The following is a 22,263-nucleotide window of genomic DNA, read 5'->3' as shown; positions in this document are numbered from 1 at the left end:
TCCCTGTCTCACGTTTGTGACTACCGACAGTTTCACCGCTCGGTCTCAGGTGTGCGGGCGCGGCGCGCCAGGGTCAGCCATCGGAGTTGCCCGGCCGCGGATACGGCGTCGTCAACTGACCGGCGTCCGCTACAGCTTCGGATGAGGAACGGGACCAGGTGCGCGCTCCGGCCCCCTCACCTCCGGTGGCGAATCATCCGGAGACGGAGCCTCGCTGGTGCAGGTCAGGATGGTGCGCAGGACCAACGCCGGGTCATCGATCATGGGGACGTGCCCGACACCGGGCAGAACCTCGAACGTGACACCTGGTAGGCGCTGCTGGGCGATCGCGCCATTGACCGCTACCGGAAAGATACGGTCGGCCTGCGACCAGGCCACGGTGATCGGGCAAGGTAGCCGCTCGAACTCCGCGATCGCATCTTTGGTATTGAGCAGATCATCGGTGACCGTGCAGCCGAGAAGATCCGCGACGATGCCCTCGGCGGCCGATGATTCGAGGCGATCGCCGTGTTCGGCGATGACCCGCAAGGCCAACCGCCGCACCAGCGATGACCGTAGCGTCAGCGGTGCGAGCGGCCGGGTCAGGCGCGCGAAGGTGACGTTGCGCGCGATGGTGGCGGAAGAATCGGCATGCCCGGTTCCGCCCGCATCCCAGAATCCGGCGGGTGAGAGCGCGCAGACAGTACGTGCACGACCCCGCCGCGCCAACTCGATGGCGGTCCACCCGCCGAGCGAATTGCCGACCAGATGTGCTGTCGCCCAACCATTTTCGTCGAGCAGACGTTCGACCTCGTCGACAAAGTCGGTGATCCGCGCCGGCCGCCGCGACACCACCGCCCCACCCCGATGCCCCAGCGCGGTCGGTGCGAGCACCTGGTATCGGGCGGACAACTGCGAAATCAACGGATCCCATACACGCGCCGACATCGCTACACCGTGCAACAGCACCAACGGCTCACCGCGTCCCGCACTGACATTCATGGCCTTATCTCCTGGTCGATGTCGCTTCGGTACAGGTCTACTCGACTTCCTCCCTGCGCCTGAAGCCGGGGGATTCAGACCGGACATACCGCGCTCACGTGCCGTTCCGGCGCGATTATGCCGTCCTCGACGAGGAACGATACGTACCAGTGGCGGCCGTCGCAGGACAGTGCCGCTGAGCGGATCGCGCCGCCGAGAGCGCGGGACCAACGGAACTGGACCCACGGGTAGCGGGCGTGCGCCCGTTCAACGGGCTCGAGTGACGATCCGCAGGCGCGACCATCCGATCAGTCGCGGTCGGTGTGTATGACGTGGACGGGGACGTCGTCGGCCCAGGGTTGGCGGGTCACCATGTCGGCGACTTTTACTGTGCCGCGTTCGAATTCGCCGGTGGCGGCGTCGACCAGGCGATATGACTGGGTTTGTTTGTGGATGGGTTGGGCATCCAGGAGGACTACGCGGACTTCGCCGGGTTCGAAGTGGCAGCGCTCTTGCATGGCGGTGATGAGTTGTTCGTTGTGCATGTGGCCGTCGCCGAAATTCCAGCCGAGGGCGGTGCTGCAGATGCGTTCGCCGTCGGTGAGGGTGTATTCGTCCTCGCGGCCGGGTGGCATGGCTCGGTGCACGAGGGTGAACAGGGCGCGGCCGTGGGTGTTCATGGCGCGGAAGGCATATCCCATGAACATCGGGATCTGGGCGCGGTCCTTGCCGTAGAACCGTTCCAGTTGGGCCTGCGGCATGCTGGCGATCGCGACGATGTCGCGCCCGATCTTTCCGGCGGCGGAGGGTTTGATGCACCACATCGTGGTGTCCCAGTTACCGGCGTAGTAACGCATGCCCGGTAGGAACGAAATCTTGTGCGGGAAAAGGTTCCCAGCGATCACGATGCCCGCGATGACCAGGAACAGCAGCACCACCGGAGCCGGGTGGTGCAGATCACCGAGGCCGAGATCAGCGTGCGCGAGGAACAATACGAGCACACCGAAGATCATGAAGACGTTCCATTCCAGCGGAACACCCATCGGAATGGCGGTCAGGATCGCCAGATGGAAACACACCATCACGAATGCGGCGACCGCTGTCAGCCAGCCACCGTGGGAGAAGAACAGCACCAGCGGAATGCACATCTCGACGGTCGTACCGCCGTGGGCGAAAACGCGGGACAGACGACCCGGCCGCAGGTCGTCGGGAAAGTTCTCGAAGAACTTCCGCTTGAGCGACTTTCGCCGGAACACCGGACTATTGGACATCATCGTGGACACCACGAACGGAAAGTGCTTGTTCAGCTTCGATGTCGCCGCGCCCATCCAGATCACCAGAAAGACCAGCTTCGAGGCGACGACCATATCGGCGGCGAAAAGGAAGGTAACCGCGAGCGTGGCATAGACCTCCCCGCGCGCCGCCAGGAATACCACCTTGTCGCGCAACCCGGTCAGCGCCAGCAGGCCGAGGATCACCGCGATCTGCCACACCGGCAGCAGCCCGACCGTCGTATCCAACTCGGGCACCGCTCCGGTTCCGTCGGATAGCAAGGCGACCACGGTCATCACCAATAGCGCTGCGTACAGCCCGATATCCACCAGCGAACGGCTGTTCCCCTTGGTCAGCGGTACTACGCTCGGCCATGGCGGCAGCCGAATGGTCTTGGGCCGCAACCAATACAGAATCGAACCCATCGGCGGAAAGAACCTGTTGTTCAACGGACCGAACCCGCACCCGAGACCGACCACCTCGAACAGCAGCGTATACAGCACAACCTTTTCGAAGACGATCGGCTCCGACCACCACGCATCGACATCCGCGAATCCATCGATCCCCTTGGTGGCCAACGCGATCAGCCAGCCACCGAGAATATAGAGACAGACCTTGCCGACATAGAACAAATGCAGCGCGACCGGCGTCCCGAATCCCACCTCCGCCCAGTGCCGCGCCATCGGCCGGATCCGCTCACTGCGAGTGCCCTTGCTCCACTCCGCCATATCGACCACAGGCAGGTCGGGTTCGAGAAACCCCATCAAGCACTCTCCGATTCGCCGGCACCGGAGCACCGAGCCGATCACGTACCCCGATGTGCTCCGATACGTTGACAGCTCGACCATTTGCTGTCAATAACGGGTCTCGACGAACGAAGATGATGGCGTGGACGGTTGGCGGGAGCTGCTTTGACGGCCCGGGGCTATCGGCGTTAGTTTTGTGCGGCCCTCCGGCCAGATCGAACTGCCCGGCGGGATCGTCGACAGCATCCAAGTTGATCGACTCCGGTGTCGGGTTGCTGGACTGTTCCCGCCGGCTGGGGCTGGCGTTGAACACGGTGAAGCGGTATTCCCGTGCGCCAGAGCCGGATTCGCTGCGTCGTCCGCCTCGATACGGACCTGGGCTGGTCGATCCTTATCGTGACCACCTGCGGGCCCGGCGGGTCGCCGAGCCTGGCGTGCCGGTCAGACAGCTGTTTCGGGAGATCAAGGCACTCGGCTACACCCGTGGGCTGAACCTCCTCGCGTTCGGACTCGCTCAACCGCTCGCCGGCGGCACCGTCTCGAGTCTGACACCGAACTCGGGGGCAACCTGCGCCACCGGACGCCCGGTCTCCCGTACGATCCGCACCGCACCCTCATAGAACTCTCGATCGAACTTGCTCTTCTCCGCCATCTGGCCTTTCCTCTATGGTCAGGCCTCCACGATATGAGGGGAATCGCACTCAAGGGCACAGCGGCCGGACAGCATGTTCGATGAGCTCGCGGATACCCACGGCATGACCGAGTGCGGCGTGCTGTGTGAAGCCATCGATGAGCGCGTGCAGGCCGCGCGCTGTAGGTTCGGGATCTACGTCGTCGCGGAATTCGCCGATGCCGCGACCGTATTCGATCAACCAGATGATCAGCTCCAGTGTCTCACGGTGAGCGGTTCGAATGGCCTCCGCGTACTCCGCATGTGTCGTTGCGTGAGCCAGAAAGGCCAGCCACACCCGCGCCGCGGCGCACTGCTCGGGATCGGCGATGGCGAGCTCCTGTAGTGTCACCGTCAACAACACGCGGGCCGACCCGGGCGCACCGGATGCTTCGATACGTTCGGTGGCGCGCTGTTTGATCTGCGTGGATATGTGGTCGAGCGTGAACCGCAACATGCCATCCTTCGAGAAGGCGCGCTGCACTGCTCCCATGGAAACCCCAGCACGGGCCGCGGTTTCGCGAAGAGTCGCCGCTTCGATCCCCCGCTCGGCGATCAACTCGCACACCGCCCGCGCTATCTCGGTGCGCCGGGCGTCGTGATCGACATATCGTGGCATCTACTGTCCTCACCCTCGCCGCTGTGACAACCCGTGACTCGCGTCGACCCTCATCCTCACGGTTATGGAAGCTCATCCTTGGTACTGATGCAATTGCATCGAAAAGTGTTTTAGGATCGCGTTCCGATGCAGTTGCATCATAATGACTAGGAGGACAGAGATGAGCTCGGAGAAGGACCGGACACGGCGGAACTGGTTGTGGCTGCTGGCGGCAATCCTAGTTGTGCAGGGATTCGGGTCGGGGATCACCGAGGCCCTGTGGGGTTCGTCGTTCGGGGTGTCGGGCATTCTCATCGGCGGACTGGGTGCTCCGGCGTGGGTCTCATGGCCGATCGGGGTCGCGGGACTCATCATGGCCGGGTGGGCTGCGTTTGGCTCGTCCGGCAGCCGGAACGAAGACCGTCGTCGCATATGAACACCCGTGTTCATACGACTGCGGTACTGAGCTTCGCGATGACGGCAATTCTTGCTGCCAGCGCGTGTACCGCCGGGGACACCGAACTCGGGTCGGACGACGGCGTGGTCGTCAGTACAACCGCAGGCATGATCCGCGGCACCGTCGACGGGTCGGGCCACCGACTGTTCACCTCGGTGCCGTATGCACAGCCTCCCCTCAACGAACTGCGCTGGCAGCCACCCCGACCGATGGCTCTGTGGGATGGTGTGCGGGACGCCGCTGCCCCCACGCCCGGATGCGTACAGGACCCAGGCCAAACTTCAGCGCAGGTACTGCAAGAAGACTGCCTCTACCTCAACATCAGCACGCCCGCACGGCTCGATCCGGCCCGTCCGGCACCCGTCATGGTGTGGATTCACGGCGGCGGCGGATTCGCCGGAGCCGGAGCCGACTATCGACCCACCGGGTTCGTCTCTCGGGGAGTAGTCGTGGTCACGATCAACTACCGCCTCAGCGTCTTCGGATTGTTCAACCATCCGGCCTTTGCCTCCAGCGGAGGCAATCTCGCCCTGCAGGACCAGCAGCTGGCGCTGCGGTGGGTTCGTGACAATATCGCGGCGTTCGGCGGCAACGCTCGCAACGTGACCGTCGCAGGCGAATCCTATGGCGGCATGAGTATTTGCGCACAGCTGGCCATGCCCTCGTCGGCCGGACTGTTTGACAGGGCCATCGTCCAGAGCGGGTCCTGCGCCATCGAATGGCCTTCCGGCGCACTGTACTCGGGTTCTCCACCGTTCGCGCCGTACCGGTCACGCACCGACAACGAAGCCACCGCCGTACAAGCAGCGACCGAGTTCGGTTGCAGCGACCCCGCGGAAGTCGAGCGATGCCTGCGCGCGCTGCCGACCGCAACTCTGCAAACCAGAACACCTAGCTTCACCACGATTACGTACGACACGCCGACATTGCCGCGTAACCCCTTCGATGCTCTACGGGTGGGCAAGTTCTCCCGCGTTCCCGTGCTGATCGGAGAAGTGACCAACGGTCATTCGCTATGGGTGGCAGCGATCGTGGCGACCCAGCAAGCTCCTATCACCTCCGACTCGTATCGCAGCATCCTGTCCACGGCTTTCGGCACCGTCGCGGCGGCCGTGGAAGCCGACTATCCGGTCAGCGCCTACCCAACACCCGCAGCCGCGCTCACCGCGGTCCTGTCTGATCACAGCTGGGCCTGCCCCATGCTCGACACCGCCCGGGCGTTGGCGGCGAGAGTGCCCGTGTACACCTACGAATTCGCCGACATGACCACCCCCGCCCCGTCGCCGTACCCGCCCAGCCTGCCGACCGGAGCCGCCCACGGTGCCGAACTGACCTACCTTTTCGACCTGACCCCCTCACCGGGACCCGTAGTCGCCTCGTCCCAACCACTGGCCACAGCGATGCTCGACTACTGGGCCCACTTCATCGGCACTGGCAACCCCAACCAACCTGGGCTACCGCACTGGTCACGCTCCACCATCAGCGGTGACGCGGTTCTCCGACTGACACCGGGATCTCACGGCATCACCACCGAGTTAGCCGACAACCACCACTGCAATCTATGGTGATACCTACGTCCCGAAACCTGGCGCGTTGTGAACATCCTTGTGCGGCAACGACACTGCCCGGGATCTGTTCGGTCGGGAAGTGCCCTCGGGCGCGGATCGCGCGCCGGTAGCGGGCGTTCAATGATTCAATTGCGTTGGTGGAGCAGGTGATTCGCCGTATCTCGACGTCGTAGTCGAGGAACGGCACGAACTCGGTCCATGCGTTGTCCCACAACCGCACGATCGCTGGGTACTGCTCGCCTCATCTGGCGGCGAACTCACCGAAACGTTCCTTGGCGGCCGCTTCGGTCGGGGCGGTGTAGACCGGTTTGAGATCGCGACTCATCTCGGCCCAATACGTGCGGGATGCGTAGCGGAATGTAGTGCGCAGCAAGTGAATAACGCATGTCTGTACGACAGTTCGTTCCCACACGGTATTGATCGCCTCCGGCAACCCCTTCAGCCCGTCGCAGACCGCGATGCACACATCGGCGGTGCCGCGGTTCTTGATCTCGGTCAACACCTGCAGCCAGAACTTGACGCCCTCACCGCCGTCACCGGCCCAGAGTCCGAGGATGTCGCGTTCCCCGGCACATGTCACGCCGATAACGACGTATACGGGCCTGTTGGTGACCTGACCATCCCTGACCTTCACATGGATGGCATCGATGAACAGCACCGGATACACCCGCTCGAGTGGCCGGTTGCACCACTCGGCCATCTCCGCGATCACCTTGTCGGTGATGCGTGAGACGGTGTCGCGCGAGACCGACGCGCCATAGATCTCGTCGAAATGGGCCGAGATCTATCGGTGGTCAACCCTTTCGCGGTCAACGACAACACGATCTCATCGATACCGGTCAGACCACCGAAAGTGCGACAGAGCCGAAAGTGCGACAGAGCCGTTTACTGGACAGACCCCTCTACGGCGGCGACTTCGTCCCATGGGCAGGCGGTGTTCTGATCACCGACGGCGAGTTGATACTCGGCGCCGCAGGCGCATCCGGAGCCCACGCTCTCGAGACGAAGCGGCCGTACAAACAGCGGTGCGGCGGTGGCAGGATAACCGCTCGGCTCGATAGCCGGAAGGTGTCAGCCGATCCAGTCGGTCAACAGCTGATTGCTTCTGCCGGTGCGGATTTCGGATTCGAGCCAGGTGTTGACGACGGTGTTGAAGAGGGTGTCGCCCTTGGGCAGGAGGTAGGCCTTCGGAGCGGAGTCGAAGGGGGTGTCGGGGTGTAGGACCTGGAGGGTCGGGTGGGTGCGTTGACGGTAGCGGCCCTCGACCGAGTCGGTGACGAAGACGTCGGCATTGTGTTGTTCGAGCTGGTCGTAGATGGTGAGGTTATCAGGCCAGATGGTGAGTTGGGCTTCGGGGAAGTTGGCGCGGGCGAAGGCTTCGTTGGTGCCGCCGCGGTTGACGATTACCCGGACCTCGGGCCGGTTGATCTGGTCGACAGTGGCGTAGTCGTCGGCGTCGGCGCGACGGACGACGGGGGTCTTGCCGTCGATGGAGGTGGGGATGGAGAAATCGGCGACGACACGGCGGGCGGGGGTGTCGGAGATGCCGCCGACGGCGATATCGCAGCGTGCGAGGAAGTCGTCGGTCAAGGTGGACCAGGTTGTCGGAATCCATTGCGGAACAACATGCAAAGTGGCGGCGAGGTCGGTGGCGAGAGTGATGTCGACGCCGCGGTGGGTGCTGTCGTCTTCGCGCAGGGTGTAGGGCGGATAGTCGCCGGTTGTGCAGACGCGCAGCACTCCCGACTGCTGCACAGTGATCAGATGCGACGCCTCCTGTGCGGTCGCGACCGGCCCGGTGGCGAGCAGCCAGGTCAGGGTCGACAGGACGGCCAGCGGCAGATATCGGAGCGGTCGGTGCATCGGGACAGGCTAACCGACCTGATAGTCGACTGAGAACCCGACGAATACGGCACTTCCCAGCCGGTGCCGACCGTTGATACTCGTAGTTGGCCACCCACGAAGGAGTTCGACATGAGCCTTATCGGCACCTTGCTCGGGTTAGCCCTGACGGTATTCATCCTGCTGCTGCTCGCCCGGCTGGTACTCGATTGGGTAGGGGTGCTCGCTGAGGGCAGGCACCCGGGGTGGGTGAACCGCGCCCGCGACCTGAGCCACGCCGCGACCGAACCGGTGATCGCCCCGGTGCGCCGGTACCTGCAGCCGGTCCGGCTGGGCGGACTATCCATCGATCTGGCGTTCACCGTGGTGTTCATCGTCGCCCTGGTCCTGCGTCAGATCTTCTTCAGCCTGTAAGCGATGGAACCCATCGCCCGCGGCCCACACCGCGACCAGGTGGCCGACCTGTATCTGCCCGCACAGCTCGTGGTGGTGCTGCACGGGCGGATTCTGGCGCGCGTTTGAACGAACTCAGATTCGTTGCGCCGCATCTGCATTGACCAATGCCAGCAGGAATTCCGTTGGGACGTCCGGCCATTCGGGACACCAACGCCCAGCGAGCTGGTCTGCGTACACGGCCGCGAGTGTGGCGATCACGTGTGGCCCCCCGTCCAGCAGATAGCGGACCGATCCGAGTTCGGCGCACTGGGCGGTTACCGTTGCCAGCAAGGTCTTGGCCTCGTCGATGCGGCCCGCGGCGGCGAGGCAGGCGATCAACATTCGGCGTGCCTTCAGCAATTCCCTGGGTCGCTCGACTGTTTCGAGCAGATCCACCCATTGCTGGGCCCATGTGCAGGCGAGTTCGGTCTTTTCCGGCGTTTCCGCGGCGAGCAGCAGCCGGATAGCGGTGAATTCCTCATACAGTACGGTGAATTCGTCGATCGGGTCGACCGGCTCGCGGCGACTTCCGTATTCGACAACGGGTAGTGGACCGAATTCCGGATGCGGCGGCAATCCGAGTCGCAGCCGCTCGTTCTCCACCTCGGCGCCCAGTCGCGGCAATGACATCGAACGCGCCACGCGCGCACCTTCGTTCAATCTGCGAATCGCGGCCGCCCGATCGCCGCGCAACGCCTTGATGCGGGCCCCAACGACATAGCGCGCCAATTTGAAATCGACGACACCCGCCTCGGGCCCCAACTTGTAGCCCTCATCGAGCAGCCGCTCCGCCTCCGCGACTTCCCCACGCTCATACAGCAATTCGCCCAGCAGGGATCCGGCCAACCGCGCGCCGTAGGAATGACTGCCGCCGGATTGCTTGGCCACCTTCATCGCCTTGCGGAAGTACTGTTCGGCACTGGCGATATCGAGTCGCAGGCTCGCGGCCAGCCCGAGAAAGCACAGTCCGTGAATGTTGTTGTAGAAGCCCTTGTTCTGGCGCATATACGGTGCCGACCACTCCTGGATGCGCAGGGCCTCGTCGAAGTCGCAGCGATACCCCGCGGCGAAGGTCGCGACATTCGCGCCGATCGCCACCACATACGGTGACAGTTCCTCGGCCCGGAGAAAGCAGGGTGCCAACAGGTCGTCGACGCCGGCCAGCGCATCCGCGCGCACCGCGACCACCGCATGCACCACACCGGCCTCGGCCCGCAGTCGCGCGGTGTCGGCTTCGTCGAGTTCACCGAGGTCCAGCGTCGATTCCGCAAGGCGCAGTGCACGTTCGGCCGGTGCGGCCCGGTGCAGCAGGATATTCGCCCAGGCCAGATCCAGTTGCAGCCGTGGATGCGTTTCGATGATGTTGGCGGGCAGCTTGTTGACCAGACCGATGAGACTGGCGAACTGCCCATATTCGAGCAGCGACATCCCGTCCCGCTCGACTATCTCGATGGCCCGCTGCTTGTCCCCGGCCAGCAGGGCGTGATCGACCGCCTCGCTGACATGTCGATGCTCGGCCAGCCACCGCGAAGCCTCCCGATGCAGTTCGGTTATCCGTTCGGGCCGATCGCGTTCCAGCCGCTGCTGCAGGAAATCCTGGAACAGGTGGTGGTAGCGGAACCAATTGCCGTCATCGAGCTTGCGCAGGAACAGATCCTGGAGTTCGATCTGCTCCAGCATCGCCTGCCCGTCTGGTACACCGGTCAGCGCCGAGGCGAGTTCACCGCAGATCCGCGGCGTGATGGAGGTCGCCACCATGAAGTCGAGGATTCCAGGCTCGAGGGTGTCCAGGACGTTCTGCACCAGGAACTCGCTGATGGCGTGGTGACGGCCGGTCAGATGGCTGATCAACTCGCCGGGATCGTCACTGCCGCGCAATGACAGTGCCGCCAGTTGCAGCGCCGCGACCCAGCCTTCGGTGGATTCGGTGAGATCCTCGACATCGGCACGATCCAGGTCGAGTCCGCCCAGCTCGACCAGAAAGGTATATGCCTCCGCGACATCGAAACGCAATGCGCTGGGGGCAATTTCGACCAGTTCGTCGCGGGCCCGCATCGAACTCATCGGCAGGCCAGCCTGATTGCGGCTGGTGATCACCAGATGCAATGTGGGACTGCAGCCTTCGAGCAGAAAGCGCAGTGCGCGCGTGGTGGCGGAATCGGTGGCGCAATGCCAATCGTCGATGACGACGACCAGTTCCTCACCGCGGCGGTCGATATCGTTGATCAGCGAGGTCAGTACGTAGCGTTCGGATTCGTCGCCGTGCTCCTCGAGCAACTCGCCGAGTTCGCGTGCGAGCGAGGGTCGCGCGGCGCGTATGGCTTCGATCAGATGCGAGAGGAACCAGACGACATTGTTGTCGTCGTGATCAACGGTCAGCCAGGCCACCGCAATGCCCTCGGCGGTCAGCGCCGCACACCATTGGGCGGCGAGGGTGGTTTTGCCGAATCCGGTGGGGCCGTGGATGACCGCGAGCCTACGGTTGCGACCGTTGTGCAGCAGCGCGAGCAGGCGCTGGCGATCGACCAGTGGGCGATTGGCCACCGGCGGCCGCAAGCGGGTGGCGGGCACGGGTGGGGTGACGGTCGATGACGTCGCCGAGGTGCGGCGGCGACCGGAGGTGGGCGTCGGCGATGGCCGATGCCCGACGGGTTCGGCGGTGGGTAGCGGGACCGGCATATCGTCGGGCGGCAGGCCGTGCCGCTCCTGGATCTGGCGCAGTTGCTCACCGAATTCGGCTGCGCTGGAGGGCCGTTGCGTGCGTTCACGCGACATCGCGGCTTCGATCGCGGCGGTCAGGTCCGGGGGCAGGCCCGCCTCCCCCAGATCCGGTATCGGCTGTTTGGTGATGCGCAGGAACTGGGCGACCAACTGCTCGCCGTTGCGTCGCTCGAAGACCGCGTGACCAGTGCTGGCGCAGAACAGAGTCGAGGCCAGGCTGTAGATATCGGAGGTCACGTCCGGGACATGACCCTGCAGCACCTCGGGCGCGGTGAAAGCGGGCGAACCGGTGATCGTGCCCGCCGTCGTCTCGAAGCCGCCGACCAACCGGGCGATACCGAAATCGGCCAGCTGCGGTTCACCGTATTCGGTGAGCAGGATATTGCCGGGTTTCACATCGCGGTGCAGCAGGCCGCGCCGGTGCGCGGTCTCCAGTGCGCCCGCGATTTTCACGCCGATATGCAGCGCGTCCTGCCAGCCGATCGGACCGTGCTCCTGGACGCGGGTATCCAGTGAGCCGTGCGGGTGGTATGGCATCACGATGTAGGGCCGTCCGGTCGTGGTGGAGCCCACCTCGAAGACGCTGACGATATTGGGATGACCCGACAGCTTGCCCATGGCGAGTTGTTCGCGCACGAAGCGTTCGAGATTCTCCGATTCCAGATCGGCGGTGAGCACCTTGATCGCCACCATGCGCTCGAGCGCGGGCTGGGCACACCGATAGACAACACCGAATCCGCCACGTCCGATCTCGGCGGCATCGGTGAATCCGGCAGCGGCCAGCTCTGCCGCGAACCCTGAGGTGAGGTCGCGTTGCGTGGAAAGCGGATCGATATGCGACACGACGACCCCGATTACAACTACCAGCCAGCTACTTCGAGCATATTCCCGTCGCGACGATTCCGCGCGTGCTCGCCTAAGATGCCGCCGCATTGCCTGCGGTGCAGGCGATTCTGGTCACTGAATGCCCGGACCGCCGAAACTATTCGCGCCGCGCACGCCCGGGGGCTACTGGTTGGCGAACTATGTCACGATCCGTCCACGGTGAGCCAGAATCCGGTTCGCTCGCGCCACAGGTCGAGCAGGGCACTGTCGCCGCTGATTTCGAGCCTGCCCGGGGCTGGGCGCTGGTAGACGAACCGAAGGAGATCGGCGGCACTACCACGTAGCATCACCGATGCCGGTTCGTCGGCGCGGCGGCGACCTCCAGCCACTCTTCGAAGCCATCTGCCACGACATCTTCCGGCACGTCGAGTTCGGCCTTTGCGGCCGCCGCGGCATCCCAGCCGTGCACCACCGCCTCGTGCAGTGCGCGCCGCGCCCAGAAGACCGTCGTACCACCGGGTCCCGGTGTCCAGACCTTCGTCTCGGGCCCGGACGTCGACAGGGTTTCGGCCAGCCGGGTGGCGCCTTCGGTGAGCCACGGCACGACGGCGCTCGGATAGTCGGACAGATCGTTGAACTGTGCATCCGAGACCGGTCCCGCGGCGCGGGTGCGCACGATCGTCTCCATCCAGCGGTGGTAGCCGCCGATATGCCGCAGCAGCTGTCCGAGATTCCATCCCGGGCAGTCCGGCACCGGAAGCGCTGGATCGGCGTTCTCGACAAGCGATGCGAGCGCGCCGGTCTGCCTTGGGATTTCGGCACAGAGTCGGGCAAAGTGCAGCAATGCCTACCCTTCGGCGATGGCGGCGAGTCGGTCGATGGATGCCTGCAGCTTGGCGGGCGTGGTGGCGCGGGCGCGTGGGAGTCGGTTCTCGTCGGTCAATCGCGACCAGTCGTAGGTATGCGTGACCCGAGTGCGTGCCGCGTCCACCGGCTCGAGCTCCCAGCGCCACAGATGACCCGGCGGTTCGCTCGCCGGTTCCGCGGGCAGCCAGGCGATTCGGCGGCCCTCTTCGAATTCCACGATGTGGTTCTCGCGGATGTGGCCCTTGGTGGTGGTCATGGCGAAGACCTCGCCGACCTTCCGGACGCGTTGACCCGCCGGGGCTTCGGCCAGATTATCGTTGCCATCCCATCGCGGCTGTTGCGCGGGCTCGGCGATCAGCTCGAAGATTTCATCCGCCGCGGCCGCGATCTCTCGGCTGGCGGAAACAATGCGTGGCACCTCGCTGTCGTCGGTCATGCCATGATCGAAGCATCCGAACGCGACTCCCGCCAGGGTTGTGTGGCGATTCCAACCGGGGCAATCAATTCGGGCTTTCCGAGGGCTATTCCGGCGAGGTGCCGGGATCAGGCCTGCGGCGTCGTGGGCTCCACATCGATCCGTGGGAACGGATTCTCCGCTTCCAGCAGGTACCCGATCTCCAGCAAGGTGCGCTCGTCACCGTAGGCCGCACTGCACATGACGCCGATCGGGACACCGCTGGAGCCGATGCGCATCGGCATCGCTAGGGCGGGCGAGCCGGTCACATTGTTCATCGGGGTGTAGCCCACATACGTCCGCAGCCGCTCGATCAGCTCTTCGGACGGCACTTTTGGATCGAGATAACCCAGCGGCGGGACCACATGGGTGACCACCGGCGAAAGGACGACCTCATACCGCGTGAATACCTCCGCATAGATCCGGTACGCCCGGCGCAGCCGGTGAAGCGCGGCCGGTGTGCGCAGGATGCGCTTGCGGTGATAGCGGCCGAGACCGCGCGTGAGATCGTCGAGCGCATGGCGATCGAATGACCTGCCGTGCAGGATCTTGCCGCCGATGGCCGACATATCGGCAAGGAACGCCCAGTACAACAGGAAGTCGTCGGCCAGGTGCGGCGGGAAGGGGACGGCCATCGGCTCGATGTGATGTCCGGAGCGTTCGAGCAGCTTTGCCGCGAACTCGACCGCGCCGCGGGTTTCGGCATCGGGTTCGGCACCGGTTCCCGCGGTGGTCAGCAGTCCGATGCGCAGGCGGCGGTCGGCCGGGCCATGCACTTCGCCGATCGGCACGAGATCCGGATTCCGCCAATACCGTTCGGCGGCGGCGGTATACGCGGCGGTATCGCGCACCGTCCTGGTCAACACGCCCTCGGAGATGAGCCTTATCGGCAGATGCTTGTCGAGGACGTTGTCCAGGTGTCGATATCGACTCGGTTTCAGTGCGACCAGTCCGGCGCATGCGGCCGGGATCCGCAACGATCCCCCGCCGTCATTGCCATGGGCGACCGGCACCACACCGGCCGCGACCATGGCGGCCGAACCGCCGGAGGATCCCCCGACCGAATACTCCGGATTCCACGGATTCCTGGTCGGCTCGGCGGCTTGGAATTCTGTCGTCGGGTTCAGGCCGAACTCCGGCATCCGTGATTTGCCGAGTACCGTCACCCCGGTGCTGAGGAACTGCGCGGTGTAGGCGTCGTCGCGAGCGGCCGGACGGGCCACAAATGCGGCGCTGCCCTGGTTGGTCGGCATGCCGGCGACATCGGCATTGTCCTTGACGAACGTCGGAACGCCATACCAGGCACCGGTGCGCTCCGACGCGTATCGCGGCCGCTCGACACTCGAGTACGCGATGGCATTGAGCTGCGGCTCCACCAGCGCCGCCCGGTCGATCGCCGCGCGGGCCAGTTCCTTAGAACTCACTGCTCCCGACCGCACCATGGCCGCCAAGGCGACGGCATCGTGGTCGGCCAAAACATCATCGGAGAATGCGTGTACTCGATCGGCCATAACACTGCCCGCAGCTGCGAATCACGGGTTCGGGCGCGTCGAACCCTGTCTAGTGGACGTTCGTCCAGATAGGGGAAATGATACGCGCCCAGCCTCCGAATCAGAAGTATCGACGTCGCCTCAGGCCTGCACGGGCGTTTACTCTCTCCGGACGTCCTGCGGCGAGAATATTGTTGGCGGCGTTGCGGTCCCGGTCATGGACGCAAAATACCGTTCCGCCGCCTCCTTCATCACCGTGAGCAACACGAGGCCGATGGCAATTCCGATTGGGACCTGTCGTTGAACACCACCCTGGCACACCTGAATGCCCCTGCTGGACAGACGATCTGGCCTCAGCAGCACAGCCCGACGCGCCGATGCGATCGCCATTGCACCCGAGTGCGCATCAGAAGACTTGCAGCGGAGGGGATTTGGGGAAGGTGATGGGAAGGGCTACCAGGGCACGGTGGAACGGTCCCGGTCGCCATTCCAGTTCTTCGACAGGGACGGCCAGCCGCATTTCGGGTAGGGCATCCAGCAGTTGATCGATCGCGTCCTGTGCGATCAGGCTCGCGATCGAGCGGGCGGGGCAGGCGTGCGGGCCGACGCTCCACGCCAGGTGGGAGCTGTTGTCGGTGTACTCGCCGGTGGTGATCGCGGGATCGTTGTTGCAGCCGGTCATGCTGACGACGACCGGCTGGTGCGCGGGCAACCACGAGCCCTCGATCAAGATCGGCTGCCTCGGGAAGGTGATGCAGTAGTTCGATAGTGGCGGGTCGGTGAACAGCACCTCGTCCAATGCGTCGCGCGTGGACATGGTGCCGCCGAGTATCCCGCCGCCGAACCGGGTGTCGGTCAACATCAGCCGCAGTGTATTGACGATCAGATTCTGGGTCGGTTCCATACCCGCGCCGTACAGGCTCAGCACCTGGTGGATCATCTCCGGGTCGTCGAGCTTCGCCGGATGGGCGAGCAATCCGGAGACGATATCGTCGCCCGGCTGGTCGCGCTTGAGCTGGATCAGCTCGAACATCGAGTCCATGACCATTTTGTTGCCCTCGACGGCGGCATCCGCGCCTTCCATCAATGCGGCCATACCGGCCGCGGCACGCTGGCTGATCTCCTGCGGACAGCCGAGTATTGCGTTGATCACCGCGAAGGCCAGCGGCAATGCGTACTGCCCGACCAGATCCGCCGTGCCTTCCTGACAGAAGGTGTTGATCAGCGGTATGGCGATCTGCTCCACGGTGGTGTGTAAAGCGAACATGTCGACGACACCGAGGCCGGCAACGGTCGCCTCCCGGTAGCGGCTGTGCTCGAGGCCGCTGGAGCGAATCGCCGCCGGACGCCATTCCAGCATCGGCCGCACCGGGCAGTCCTCGGGAACGCCTTGCTGCCAGCTTCGCGAATCGTGCGGAAAATGGTCGGGATCATTGAGGATCTGCAATGCGGTGTAGTAACCGATCACCAGGGTCGCCGGTACACCGGGAGCCAACTCCACCGGCACCAGCGAACCGTATCTCTTCCGCATCTCGCGGTAAGCCTCGTGCGGGTTCGCGGCGAATTCCGCTGAGTAGAGCGAGATTCGGGGTCCGTTGGTATCAATCGGCGAGCCGTGCGGGACAGGGTGGGAGCGAGTGGTGGTTGCCGACTCTGGCGTGGTCAAGAGACGTGACTCCAGTCGTTGTGCAGAAGCGATGAGCATGGTGCGCGACCGCAGACGCATCCGTGCGCCTGCGCAGAGCAGAGCCAGCCTACGTGGGCTGTCCGGTCCGCGCGTACCGAGCGCCCCACCCTTGGCCATACGACATGTGACCGGCATTACAGTAGATAGGGGCGACACGAAGGACACCGATTGAGCACAGCAGCGCACAGCAACCCCTGGGTGGCCGTTCGACCAGAGGACGACCTCGCGCAATTGGCGCGACAGGTGTCCTGTGCGCATCGCTGCTTCATCGAAAGCGACGAGCAGCTGCCGATCGATCCGGTGCGCCCGGTGGTGCTGGATTCCTGGCGGCGCAGCCGCAGCAACGGCGTCGATCCGGATCGCTTCGGCGCCGGTGTCGACCTCGATGGCCTTGAACTGCAACGGTATCGGGCCACGCATCCGACCGCGCTGATTCGACCGGTGGTGCGCAAACTGCTGGTCGAAGATGCCGCTGATGCCGGACTGCTCGTCGCGATCAGTGATGCCGAAGGCCGTTTGCTGTGGGTGGAGGGCGATTCGAAGGTCAAGGACCGGGCGCTGGCCATGAATTTCATCGAGGGTGCGGACTGGAGCGAGGACCGGGTCGGCACCAATGCGCCCGGCACCGCGCTCGCCCTCGATCACCACGTGCAGATCTTCGGGGCCGAACACTTCAGTCGCGTGGTGCACGAATGGAGTTGTTCCGCTGCGCCCGTACATGATCCGCGCAGTGGCCGGATCATCGGCGCCATCGATATCACCGGCGGACCGCGTGTCGCGGCGCCGGAAGTGTTGTCACTGATTCGCGCGACGGTGTCGGCCGCGGAATCCGAACTGCGACTGCTCATGCTCGACATGCCGAAACCACTCGCGTCGACGGCACGCCTCGAGGCACTGGGCCCGGCCCGGCCGACCCTGATCCGCGATGGTGAGCGCATCCGTCTATCGCAGCGGCATGCCGAAATCCTTTTGCTGCTGGCCAATTTCCCGGAGGGACTGAGCGCCGACCATCTCGCCATGCTGCTCGACGAATCCGAACTGGATCCGGTGACGGTGCGCGCGGAGATGTCGCGGGTGCGAAAGATGTTGGGCGCCAATGGTCTCGGTTCGCGTCCGTATCGGCTGCTGATGGATCTCGATACCGATGTCGACGAGGTTCGGCGCGCTCTCGCCCGCGGCGATACGTCGGCGGCGTTGCGCGCCTATCCCGGCCCGATCCTGCCGCGATCGCTCGCACCGGGCATCGATGACCTGCGCGTCGAGTTGCGCGGACGCCTGCGTGCGGCCCTGCTGACAGCCGGTGACCGCCGCCTACTCGCCCGCTGGACCGGTTCGGTCGATGGCCGCGAGGACGTTGCCGCATGGACCGCCTACCTCTCCTCCCTGGACCGGCAGTCCTCGCTGTATGCCCAGGTAAAGACACAATTGCGGCTGCTCGATCGCAAATTGGGCATCTGACCAGTTTTTTGCAACTGTCGTGCAACATGGACGCTTCTAGTGTTCCGGATCACATCTGACGTAGAAAAGTCAGCAGATCGAGGAGCATTCGATGACCGTCTTCGCCCGTCCAGGCACACCCGGCGCCGCCATGTCGTTCCAGACCCGATACGACAACTGGATCGGCGGCGAATGGGTCGCGCCGGTCAAGGGGCAGTACTTCGAAAACCCAACGCCCGTAACCGGTCAGCCATTCTGTGAGGTCGCGCGCGGCACCGCGGAGGATATCGAACTCGCCCTCGATGCCGCGCACGCCGCCGCGCCCGCCTGGGGCAAGACCTCGGTCGCCGAGCGCGCCATCATCCTCAACAAGATCGCCGACCGCATCGAGGAGAACCTGGACGCGATCGCCCTCGCGGAGGCCTGGGACAACGGCAAGCCGATCCGGGAAACCCTGGCCGCCGACATCCCGCTGGCCATCGATCACTTCCGCTACTTCGCCGGCGCCATTCGGGCACAAGAGGGTTCGCTGTCGCAGATCGACGCCGACACCGTCGCCTACCACTTCCACGAGCCGCTCGGTGTGGTCGGCCAGATCATTCCGTGGAACTTCCCGATTCTGATGGCCACCTGGAAGCTCGCGCCCGCACTCGCCGCCGGTAATGCGGTCGTGCTCAAGCCCGCCGAGCAGACCCCCGCCTCGATCATGTTCCTGATCGGCCTGATCGGTGATCTGCTGCCACCCGGTGTGGTCAATATCGTCAATGGTTTCGGTGTCGAGGCGGGTAAGCCGCTGGCTTCCAGCCCCCGGATCAAGAAGATCGCCTTCACGGGTGAGACCACCACCGGGCGCCTGATCATGCAGTACGCCTCGCAGAACCTGATACCGGTCACGCTGGAACTCGGCGGTAAGAGCCCGAATATCTTCTTCAGCGATGTCCTCGCCGCCAATGACGACTTCCAGGACAAGGCACTCGAGGGCTTCACCATGTTCGCGCTGAACCAGGGTGAGGTCTGCACCTGCCCGTCGCGCGCGCTCATCCAGGCCGATATCTACGACGAATTCCTCGCCGCGGCCGTGGTGCGCACCAAGGCTGTGCGCCAGGGGGATCCGCTCGATACCGAAACCATGATCGGCGCACAGGCCAGCAATGATCAGCTCGAAAAGATCCTGTCCTACCTCGAAATCGGCAAGGGTGAGGGCGCGACATTGCTGACCGGAGGCGAGCGCGCCGATCTCGGCGGCGACCTGTCCGGCGGATACTACGTGCAGCCAACGGTTTTCGCGGGCAGCAACTCGATGCGGATATTCCAGGAGGAGATCTTCGGACCCGTTGTCTCGGTGACCTCCTTCGCGGATTACGACGAAGCCATCAAGATCGCCAACGACACCCTCTACGGACTCGGCGCGGGCGTATGGTCGCGCGACGGTTCGGTGGCCTACCGGGCCGGACGCGATATCCAGGCCGGACGCGTGTGGACCAACACCTACCACCAGTACCCGGCGCATGCGGCATTCGGCGGCTACAAGCAGTCCGGTATCGGCCGCGAGAATCACCGCATGATGCTCGACCACTATCAGCAGACGAAGAACCTGCTGGTCGGCTACGCGTCGAAGGCGCAAGGCTTCTTCTGATGGCCGCAGTTCCCCGGCGCGTGCGCGCCACCGCGGCGGCGATGGATCTACTCCGTCGCCTCCGCGGACTGCATGGTCCGTTGATGCTGCACCAGTCCGGTGGCTGCTGTGACGGATCGGCCCCGATGTGTTATCCCGCAGGCGAATTCATCATCGGCGATCACGATGTGCTACTCGGATTGCTCGATCTGCGGTTGCATGTCGATGAGTTACCAGCCACCGCACCGGAGCCGGCGGATATTGCGCCGGTGTGGATCTCGGGACCTCAGTTCGCTGCCTGGCAGCACACCCAACTCGTCCTCGATGTCGTGCCGGGTCGCGGTTCCGGCTTCAGTCTGGAATCGCCGGAAGGGTTTCGATTCCTCAGTCGTGGAAGGGTTTTCGATGACGACGAGCTAGTTGCGCTCGCCGCGGCCGAGCCGGTGACGGGCGCGGGCTGGGAGCGCGGGGAACGTCCGGCGGTGTCGAGCGAACCACAGGTAGTCGCCGAGGCAGCCGATGCCTGCCCGGTCCCCGGTAGCCGAACGCGGCCGTCGCTCGACAGCTAACTTTTACTGCGAGCCTGCCGTTTCCGGCTCAGACTCCAGTTCGCGGCTCGATCGCCACCAGGTCGAGTACCAAATCCTGGAGCACCCGGCGCGTGGTGTGAGCCTGTGCGATCAACGGTTCGGACGATTCCGTCTCGGCTAGCTCTACCAGCTTGTTGACTACGTGGCAGACCGCGACAAGTCGTCGGATCGCTTGACGTCGCTCGGCGAGATTCATGGTGTCGGTGGCCATATTCACCAGATCGCCGCAACACTCCCGAACCGTTTCGCTCAGGTTTGCTGGATCACCAAGCGGCACATTCAGCAATCGCGATGCAACCGTCGCTCATTCACCGGACTGAAGGGCCACTCGGGCGGCGGCGCGGGCGCTGTCCGGGTCGGAGGTCGACAGGACAGCGGCTGCGGCACGGCGACAGTCTTCCAGGCTGACCGTGGATAGGGCGGCACCCACGGCGGCCACCGCGGCACCGGCAGCGGAGAGCGAGCCGATGCCGAATCCGGTTAAGACACAGGCCAATAGCGGATCAGCGGCGGCTTCGCCGCAGACACCAACGGGCTTGTGCGCAGTCACGCCCGCGGCCGCGGTGCGGGCGACGAGCGCTAGCACCGCGGGTTGCCAGGGGTCGGTGAGTGCGGCGAGGTCGGCGGACATACGATCGGCGGCCATCGTGTATTGGGCGAGGTCGTTGGTGCCGATCGAGAGGAAGTCGACGTGTTCCAGAATGGCCTCGGCCAGTAGGGCGGCGGCGGGGACCTCGATCATGACGCCCGGGACCAGCCCGCGCGCTCGCACCTCGGCGGCGAACGACTTCGCCTCGGCCGCAGTGGAAATCATCGGGGCCATGACCCACGGCGTCGGCGTGCGGTCGGTGGCGGCCTGGGCGATCGCATCGAGTTGGCGGTCCAGGATTCCGGTGTGGTGGGCCGCGATGCGGATGCCGCGCACGCCGAGTGCCGGGTTCGCCTCGTTGGCATGGTCGGCGAAACGCAGAGGTTTATCTGAACCGGCGTCGAGGGTGCGGATCACCACCTTCGACCCGGCGTAGGCATCGAAGACCTCGCGATAGATCCCGGCCTGTTCGGTAACGCTAGGCTCGGATTCGCGGTCCAGGAAACATAATTCGGTGCGGAACAGGCCGATGCCCTCGGCCGGTTGTGAGCGCGTCGCGCGGGCTCCGGCCCCATCCTGAACGTTGGCGAGAATCTCGACCCGATGCCCGTCGGCGGTCGCGCCCGGACCGGTCCAGGCCGCAGTACGCGATTCCTGCTTGCGGTACTCGGCCACTGCGCGGGCGGCGGTTTCCGGGTCCGGGCCGATGGCGACCTGTCCGGCCGCCCCATCGATCAGCACGTCGACGCCAGCGGGCACATCGTCGAGCCCAGCGATCGCGACCACGCACGGGATGCCGAGTTGCCGGGCGATGATCGCCGTGTGGCTGGTCGGCCCGCCGCGCGAAGTAGCGAGGCCGACAATGAGATTCGGATCCAGACCGGCGGTATCGGCCGGGGCGAGGTCCTCGGCCAGCAGGATGGATGGCCGCGTGGGCGTAGGAATGCCCGGTTCGGGCGCTCCGGCCAATTCGGCGATCACCCTGTCGCATACATCGCGCAGGTCGGTGACGCGTTCGGCCATCAGCCCGCCCAGCTTGGTGAAAACCTCGGCGAATTGATCGGTTGCCGCGGTCGCCGCGACGGCGGCGGGACTGCCCGCGGCGATCAATTTTTCGGCGGCGGCGAGCCAGCCGCGATCGGCAGCCATGGCGGCATTCGCGGCGAGCACCTCCGCGGCCGCGCCGCTCGCACGGGTGGCACGCTCGCGCAAGCGCCGTGCAACCACCGATGTCGCGGCAAGGAAGGCTTCGTATTGGGATGCCCGATCGGACTCGGCGACCGGTTCGGAACGAAGGTCCACGCGGATCCGTGGCGCCGGACGCACGGTGGGCGCGGCGGCGATTCCGGGCACCGCCGGGGTGCCGCGCAATGTCATGGCACTGCGCGCTACCCGCGCGGAACCCGTGGCCTGCGGTGATCCGGACATTCGATTCCTCCT

The 22,263-nt window shown here is 64.8% G+C and carries 19 protein-coding genes and 2 pseudogenes; 8 read left to right on the top strand and 13 right to left on the bottom strand.

Going from position 1 to position 22,263, the window contains the following annotated elements; all coding sequences use genetic code 11:
- Positions 1-129: 129 nt before the first annotated feature.
- Together AB0J47_RS24165 and AB0J47_RS24160 are read right to left on the bottom strand one after the other, a co-directional pair.
- Positions 130-981 (bottom strand): alpha/beta hydrolase, encoded by an 852-nt coding sequence (locus AB0J47_RS24165; protein ID WP_364349989.1) that lies wholly within the window; start codon positions 979-981, stop codon positions 130-132.
- 287 nt (positions 982-1,268) lie between these two features.
- Positions 1,269-2,996: a DUF3556 domain-containing protein gene (locus AB0J47_RS24160; RefSeq protein ID WP_364349987.1), complete on the bottom strand. Its 1,728-nt coding sequence runs from the start codon at positions 2,994-2,996 to the stop codon at positions 1,269-1,271.
- A 233-nt stretch (positions 2,997-3,229) separates the two neighbouring features.
- On the opposite strand from AB0J47_RS24160, the pseudogene AB0J47_RS24155 reads away from it, so the two are divergent.
- Positions 3,230-3,478: pseudogene (locus AB0J47_RS24155) on the top strand (ISL3 family transposase); the annotation flags it as partial.
- Between the two features lie 14 nt (positions 3,479-3,492).
- On the opposite strand, the gene AB0J47_RS24150 reads toward AB0J47_RS24155, so the two are convergent.
- On the bottom strand, positions 3,493-3,630 hold the full coding sequence (locus AB0J47_RS24150) for a hypothetical protein (RefSeq protein ID WP_364350156.1): 138 nt from the start codon (positions 3,628-3,630) through the stop codon (positions 3,493-3,495).
- A gap of 49 nt (positions 3,631-3,679) precedes the next feature.
- Positions 3,680-4,267, bottom strand: coding sequence for a TetR/AcrR family transcriptional regulator (locus tag AB0J47_RS24145; RefSeq protein ID WP_364349984.1), 588 nt, complete (start codon positions 4,265-4,267; stop codon positions 3,680-3,682).
- A gap of 160 nt (positions 4,268-4,427) precedes the next feature.
- On the opposite strand from AB0J47_RS24145, the gene AB0J47_RS24140 reads away from it, so the two are divergent.
- A complete protein-coding gene (locus AB0J47_RS24140) occupies positions 4,428-4,682 on the top strand; it encodes a hypothetical protein (protein WP_364349981.1) in 255 nt (84 codons plus the stop codon).
- Positions 4,679-6,271 carry a carboxylesterase family protein gene (locus AB0J47_RS24135; RefSeq protein ID WP_364349978.1) on the top strand — a complete coding sequence of 531 codons (1,593 nt, stop codon included), beginning with the start codon at positions 4,679-4,681 and terminating at the stop codon, positions 6,269-6,271. The genes AB0J47_RS24140 and AB0J47_RS24135 overlap by 4 nt, the downstream gene beginning before the upstream one ends.
- Before the next feature lie 64 nt (positions 6,272-6,335).
- Here the strand turns inward: AB0J47_RS24135 and AB0J47_RS24130 are convergent.
- Both AB0J47_RS24130 and AB0J47_RS24125 read right to left on the bottom strand, forming a co-directional pair.
- A pseudogene (locus AB0J47_RS24130) lies at positions 6,336-7,114 on the bottom strand (IS256 family transposase); the annotation flags it as partial.
- 228 nt (positions 7,115-7,342) lie between these two features.
- Positions 7,343-8,134 carry a transporter substrate-binding domain-containing protein gene (locus AB0J47_RS24125; RefSeq protein ID WP_364349975.1) on the bottom strand — a complete coding sequence of 264 codons (792 nt, stop codon included), beginning with the start codon at positions 8,132-8,134 and terminating at the stop codon, positions 7,343-7,345.
- 111 nt (positions 8,135-8,245) lie between these two features.
- Here AB0J47_RS24125 and AB0J47_RS24120 point away from each other — a divergent pair, with 111 nt between their 5' ends.
- Positions 8,246-8,527, top strand: coding sequence for a YggT family protein (locus AB0J47_RS24120; protein ID WP_364349972.1), 282 nt, complete (start codon positions 8,246-8,248; stop codon positions 8,525-8,527).
- Between the two features lie 114 nt (positions 8,528-8,641).
- Here the strand turns inward: AB0J47_RS24120 and AB0J47_RS24115 are convergent, their stop codons facing one another.
- Positions 8,642-12,112: a protein kinase gene (locus AB0J47_RS24115; RefSeq protein ID WP_364349969.1), complete on the bottom strand. Its 3,471-nt coding sequence runs from the start codon at positions 12,110-12,112 to the stop codon at positions 8,642-8,644.
- Between the two features lie 182 nt (positions 12,113-12,294).
- Between AB0J47_RS24115 and AB0J47_RS24110 the strand changes: the two genes are divergently transcribed.
- Complete coding sequence (locus tag AB0J47_RS24110; RefSeq protein WP_364349966.1) at positions 12,295-12,438, top strand: hypothetical protein; 144 nt, start codon at positions 12,295-12,297, stop codon at positions 12,436-12,438.
- Between the two features lie 2 nt (positions 12,439-12,440).
- Here AB0J47_RS24110 and AB0J47_RS24105 read toward each other — a convergent pair whose 3' ends face one another.
- From AB0J47_RS24105 to AB0J47_RS24090, 4 genes are all read right to left on the bottom strand, one after another.
- Entirely contained in the window at positions 12,441-12,938 is a 498-nt protein-coding gene (locus AB0J47_RS24105) for a maleylpyruvate isomerase family mycothiol-dependent enzyme (RefSeq protein WP_364349963.1), read from the bottom strand.
- A gap of 3 nt (positions 12,939-12,941) precedes the next feature.
- Positions 12,942-13,397, bottom strand: a complete 456-nt coding sequence (locus AB0J47_RS24100) for an SRPBCC family protein (RefSeq protein ID WP_364349960.1) — start codon at positions 13,395-13,397, stop codon at positions 12,942-12,944.
- Positions 13,398-13,504: 107 nt separating this feature from the next.
- Positions 13,505-14,926, bottom strand: a complete 1,422-nt coding sequence (locus tag AB0J47_RS24095) for an amidase (protein WP_364349957.1) — start codon at positions 14,924-14,926, stop codon at positions 13,505-13,507.
- A 385-nt stretch (positions 14,927-15,311) separates the two neighbouring features.
- Positions 15,312-16,436: a cytochrome P450 gene (locus AB0J47_RS24090; RefSeq protein WP_364349954.1), complete on the bottom strand. Its 1,125-nt coding sequence runs from the start codon at positions 16,434-16,436 to the stop codon at positions 15,312-15,314.
- Positions 16,437-16,760: 324 nt separating this feature from the next.
- Here AB0J47_RS24090 and AB0J47_RS24085 point away from each other — a divergent pair, with 324 nt between their 5' ends.
- The 3 genes from AB0J47_RS24085 (at position 16,761) to AB0J47_RS24075 (ending at position 20,213) form a co-directional block, all read left to right on the top strand.
- Positions 16,761-18,050, top strand: a complete 1,290-nt coding sequence (locus AB0J47_RS24085; RefSeq protein WP_364349951.1) for a transcriptional regulator — start codon at positions 16,761-16,763, stop codon at positions 18,048-18,050.
- 91 nt (positions 18,051-18,141) lie between these two features.
- Positions 18,142-19,665: an aldehyde dehydrogenase gene (adh, locus tag AB0J47_RS24080; RefSeq protein ID WP_364349948.1), complete on the top strand. Its 1,524-nt coding sequence runs from the start codon at positions 18,142-18,144 to the stop codon at positions 19,663-19,665.
- Positions 19,665-20,213, top strand: a complete 549-nt coding sequence (locus AB0J47_RS24075; RefSeq protein ID WP_364349945.1) for a DUF779 domain-containing protein — start codon at positions 19,665-19,667, stop codon at positions 20,211-20,213. The genes adh and AB0J47_RS24075 overlap by 1 nt, the downstream gene beginning before the upstream one ends.
- A 28-nt stretch (positions 20,214-20,241) precedes the next feature.
- Here the strand turns inward: AB0J47_RS24075 and AB0J47_RS24070 are convergent, their stop codons facing one another.
- The gene (locus AB0J47_RS24070; RefSeq protein ID WP_364349942.1) at positions 20,242-20,445 is read right to left on the bottom strand and encodes a hypothetical protein; all 204 of its coding nucleotides are present in this window, start codon (positions 20,443-20,445) and stop codon (positions 20,242-20,244) included.
- A gap of 93 nt (positions 20,446-20,538) precedes the next feature.
- Entirely contained in the window at positions 20,539-22,251 is a 1,713-nt protein-coding gene (locus tag AB0J47_RS24065) for a putative PEP-binding protein (protein WP_364349939.1), read from the bottom strand.
- Positions 22,252-22,263 lie beyond the last annotated feature (12 nt).

Source organism: Nocardia sp. NPDC049737 (assembly GCF_040674755.1).
Classification (GTDB): Bacteria; Actinomycetota; Actinomycetes; order Mycobacteriales; family Mycobacteriaceae; genus Nocardia.
This window is presented reverse-complemented; position numbering and strand designations above follow the sequence as displayed.

What these genes read in the sequence shown, in the direction of transcription:
- AB0J47_RS24070 (WP_364349942.1), bottom strand. Translation starts at nt 20,445, where the DNA reads ATGGCCACCGACACCATGAATCTCGCCGAGCGACGTCAAGCGATCCGA.
- AB0J47_RS24075 (WP_364349945.1), top strand. Translation starts at nt 19,665, where the DNA reads ATGGCCGCAGTTCCCCGGCGCGTGCGCGCCACCGCGGCGGCGATGGAT.
- AB0J47_RS24150 (WP_364350156.1), bottom strand. Translation starts at nt 3,630, where the DNA reads ATGGCGGAGAAGAGCAAGTTCGATCGAGAGTTCTATGAGGGTGCGGTG.
- adh (WP_364349948.1), top strand. Translation starts at nt 18,142, where the DNA reads ATGACCGTCTTCGCCCGTCCAGGCACACCCGGCGCCGCCATGTCGTTC.
- AB0J47_RS24095 (WP_364349957.1), bottom strand. Translation starts at nt 14,926, where the DNA reads ATGGCCGATCGAGTACACGCATTCTCCGATGATGTTTTGGCCGACCAC.
- AB0J47_RS24140 (WP_364349981.1), top strand. Translation starts at nt 4,428, where the DNA reads ATGAGCTCGGAGAAGGACCGGACACGGCGGAACTGGTTGTGGCTGCTG.
- AB0J47_RS24165 (WP_364349989.1), bottom strand. Translation starts at nt 981, where the DNA reads ATGAATGTCAGTGCGGGACGCGGTGAGCCGTTGGTGCTGTTGCACGGT.
- AB0J47_RS24100 (WP_364349960.1), bottom strand. Translation starts at nt 13,397, where the DNA reads ATGACCGACGACAGCGAGGTGCCACGCATTGTTTCCGCCAGCCGAGAG.
- AB0J47_RS24160 (WP_364349987.1), bottom strand. Translation starts at nt 2,996, where the DNA reads ATGGGGTTTCTCGAACCCGACCTGCCTGTGGTCGATATGGCGGAGTGG.
- AB0J47_RS24065 (WP_364349939.1), bottom strand. Translation starts at nt 22,251, where the DNA reads ATGTCCGGATCACCGCAGGCCACGGGTTCCGCGCGGGTAGCGCGCAGT.
- AB0J47_RS24110 (WP_364349966.1), top strand. Translation starts at nt 12,295, where the DNA reads ATGTCACGATCCGTCCACGGTGAGCCAGAATCCGGTTCGCTCGCGCCA.
- AB0J47_RS24135 (WP_364349978.1), top strand. Translation starts at nt 4,679, where the DNA reads ATGAACACCCGTGTTCATACGACTGCGGTACTGAGCTTCGCGATGACG.
- AB0J47_RS24090 (WP_364349954.1), bottom strand. Translation starts at nt 16,436, where the DNA reads ATGCGGAAGAGATACGGTTCGCTGGTGCCGGTGGAGTTGGCTCCCGGT.
- AB0J47_RS24125 (WP_364349975.1), bottom strand. Translation starts at nt 8,134, where the DNA reads ATGCACCGACCGCTCCGATATCTGCCGCTGGCCGTCCTGTCGACCCTG.
- AB0J47_RS24145 (WP_364349984.1), bottom strand. Translation starts at nt 4,267, where the DNA reads ATGCCACGATATGTCGATCACGACGCCCGGCGCACCGAGATAGCGCGG.
- AB0J47_RS24120 (WP_364349972.1), top strand. Translation starts at nt 8,246, where the DNA reads ATGAGCCTTATCGGCACCTTGCTCGGGTTAGCCCTGACGGTATTCATC.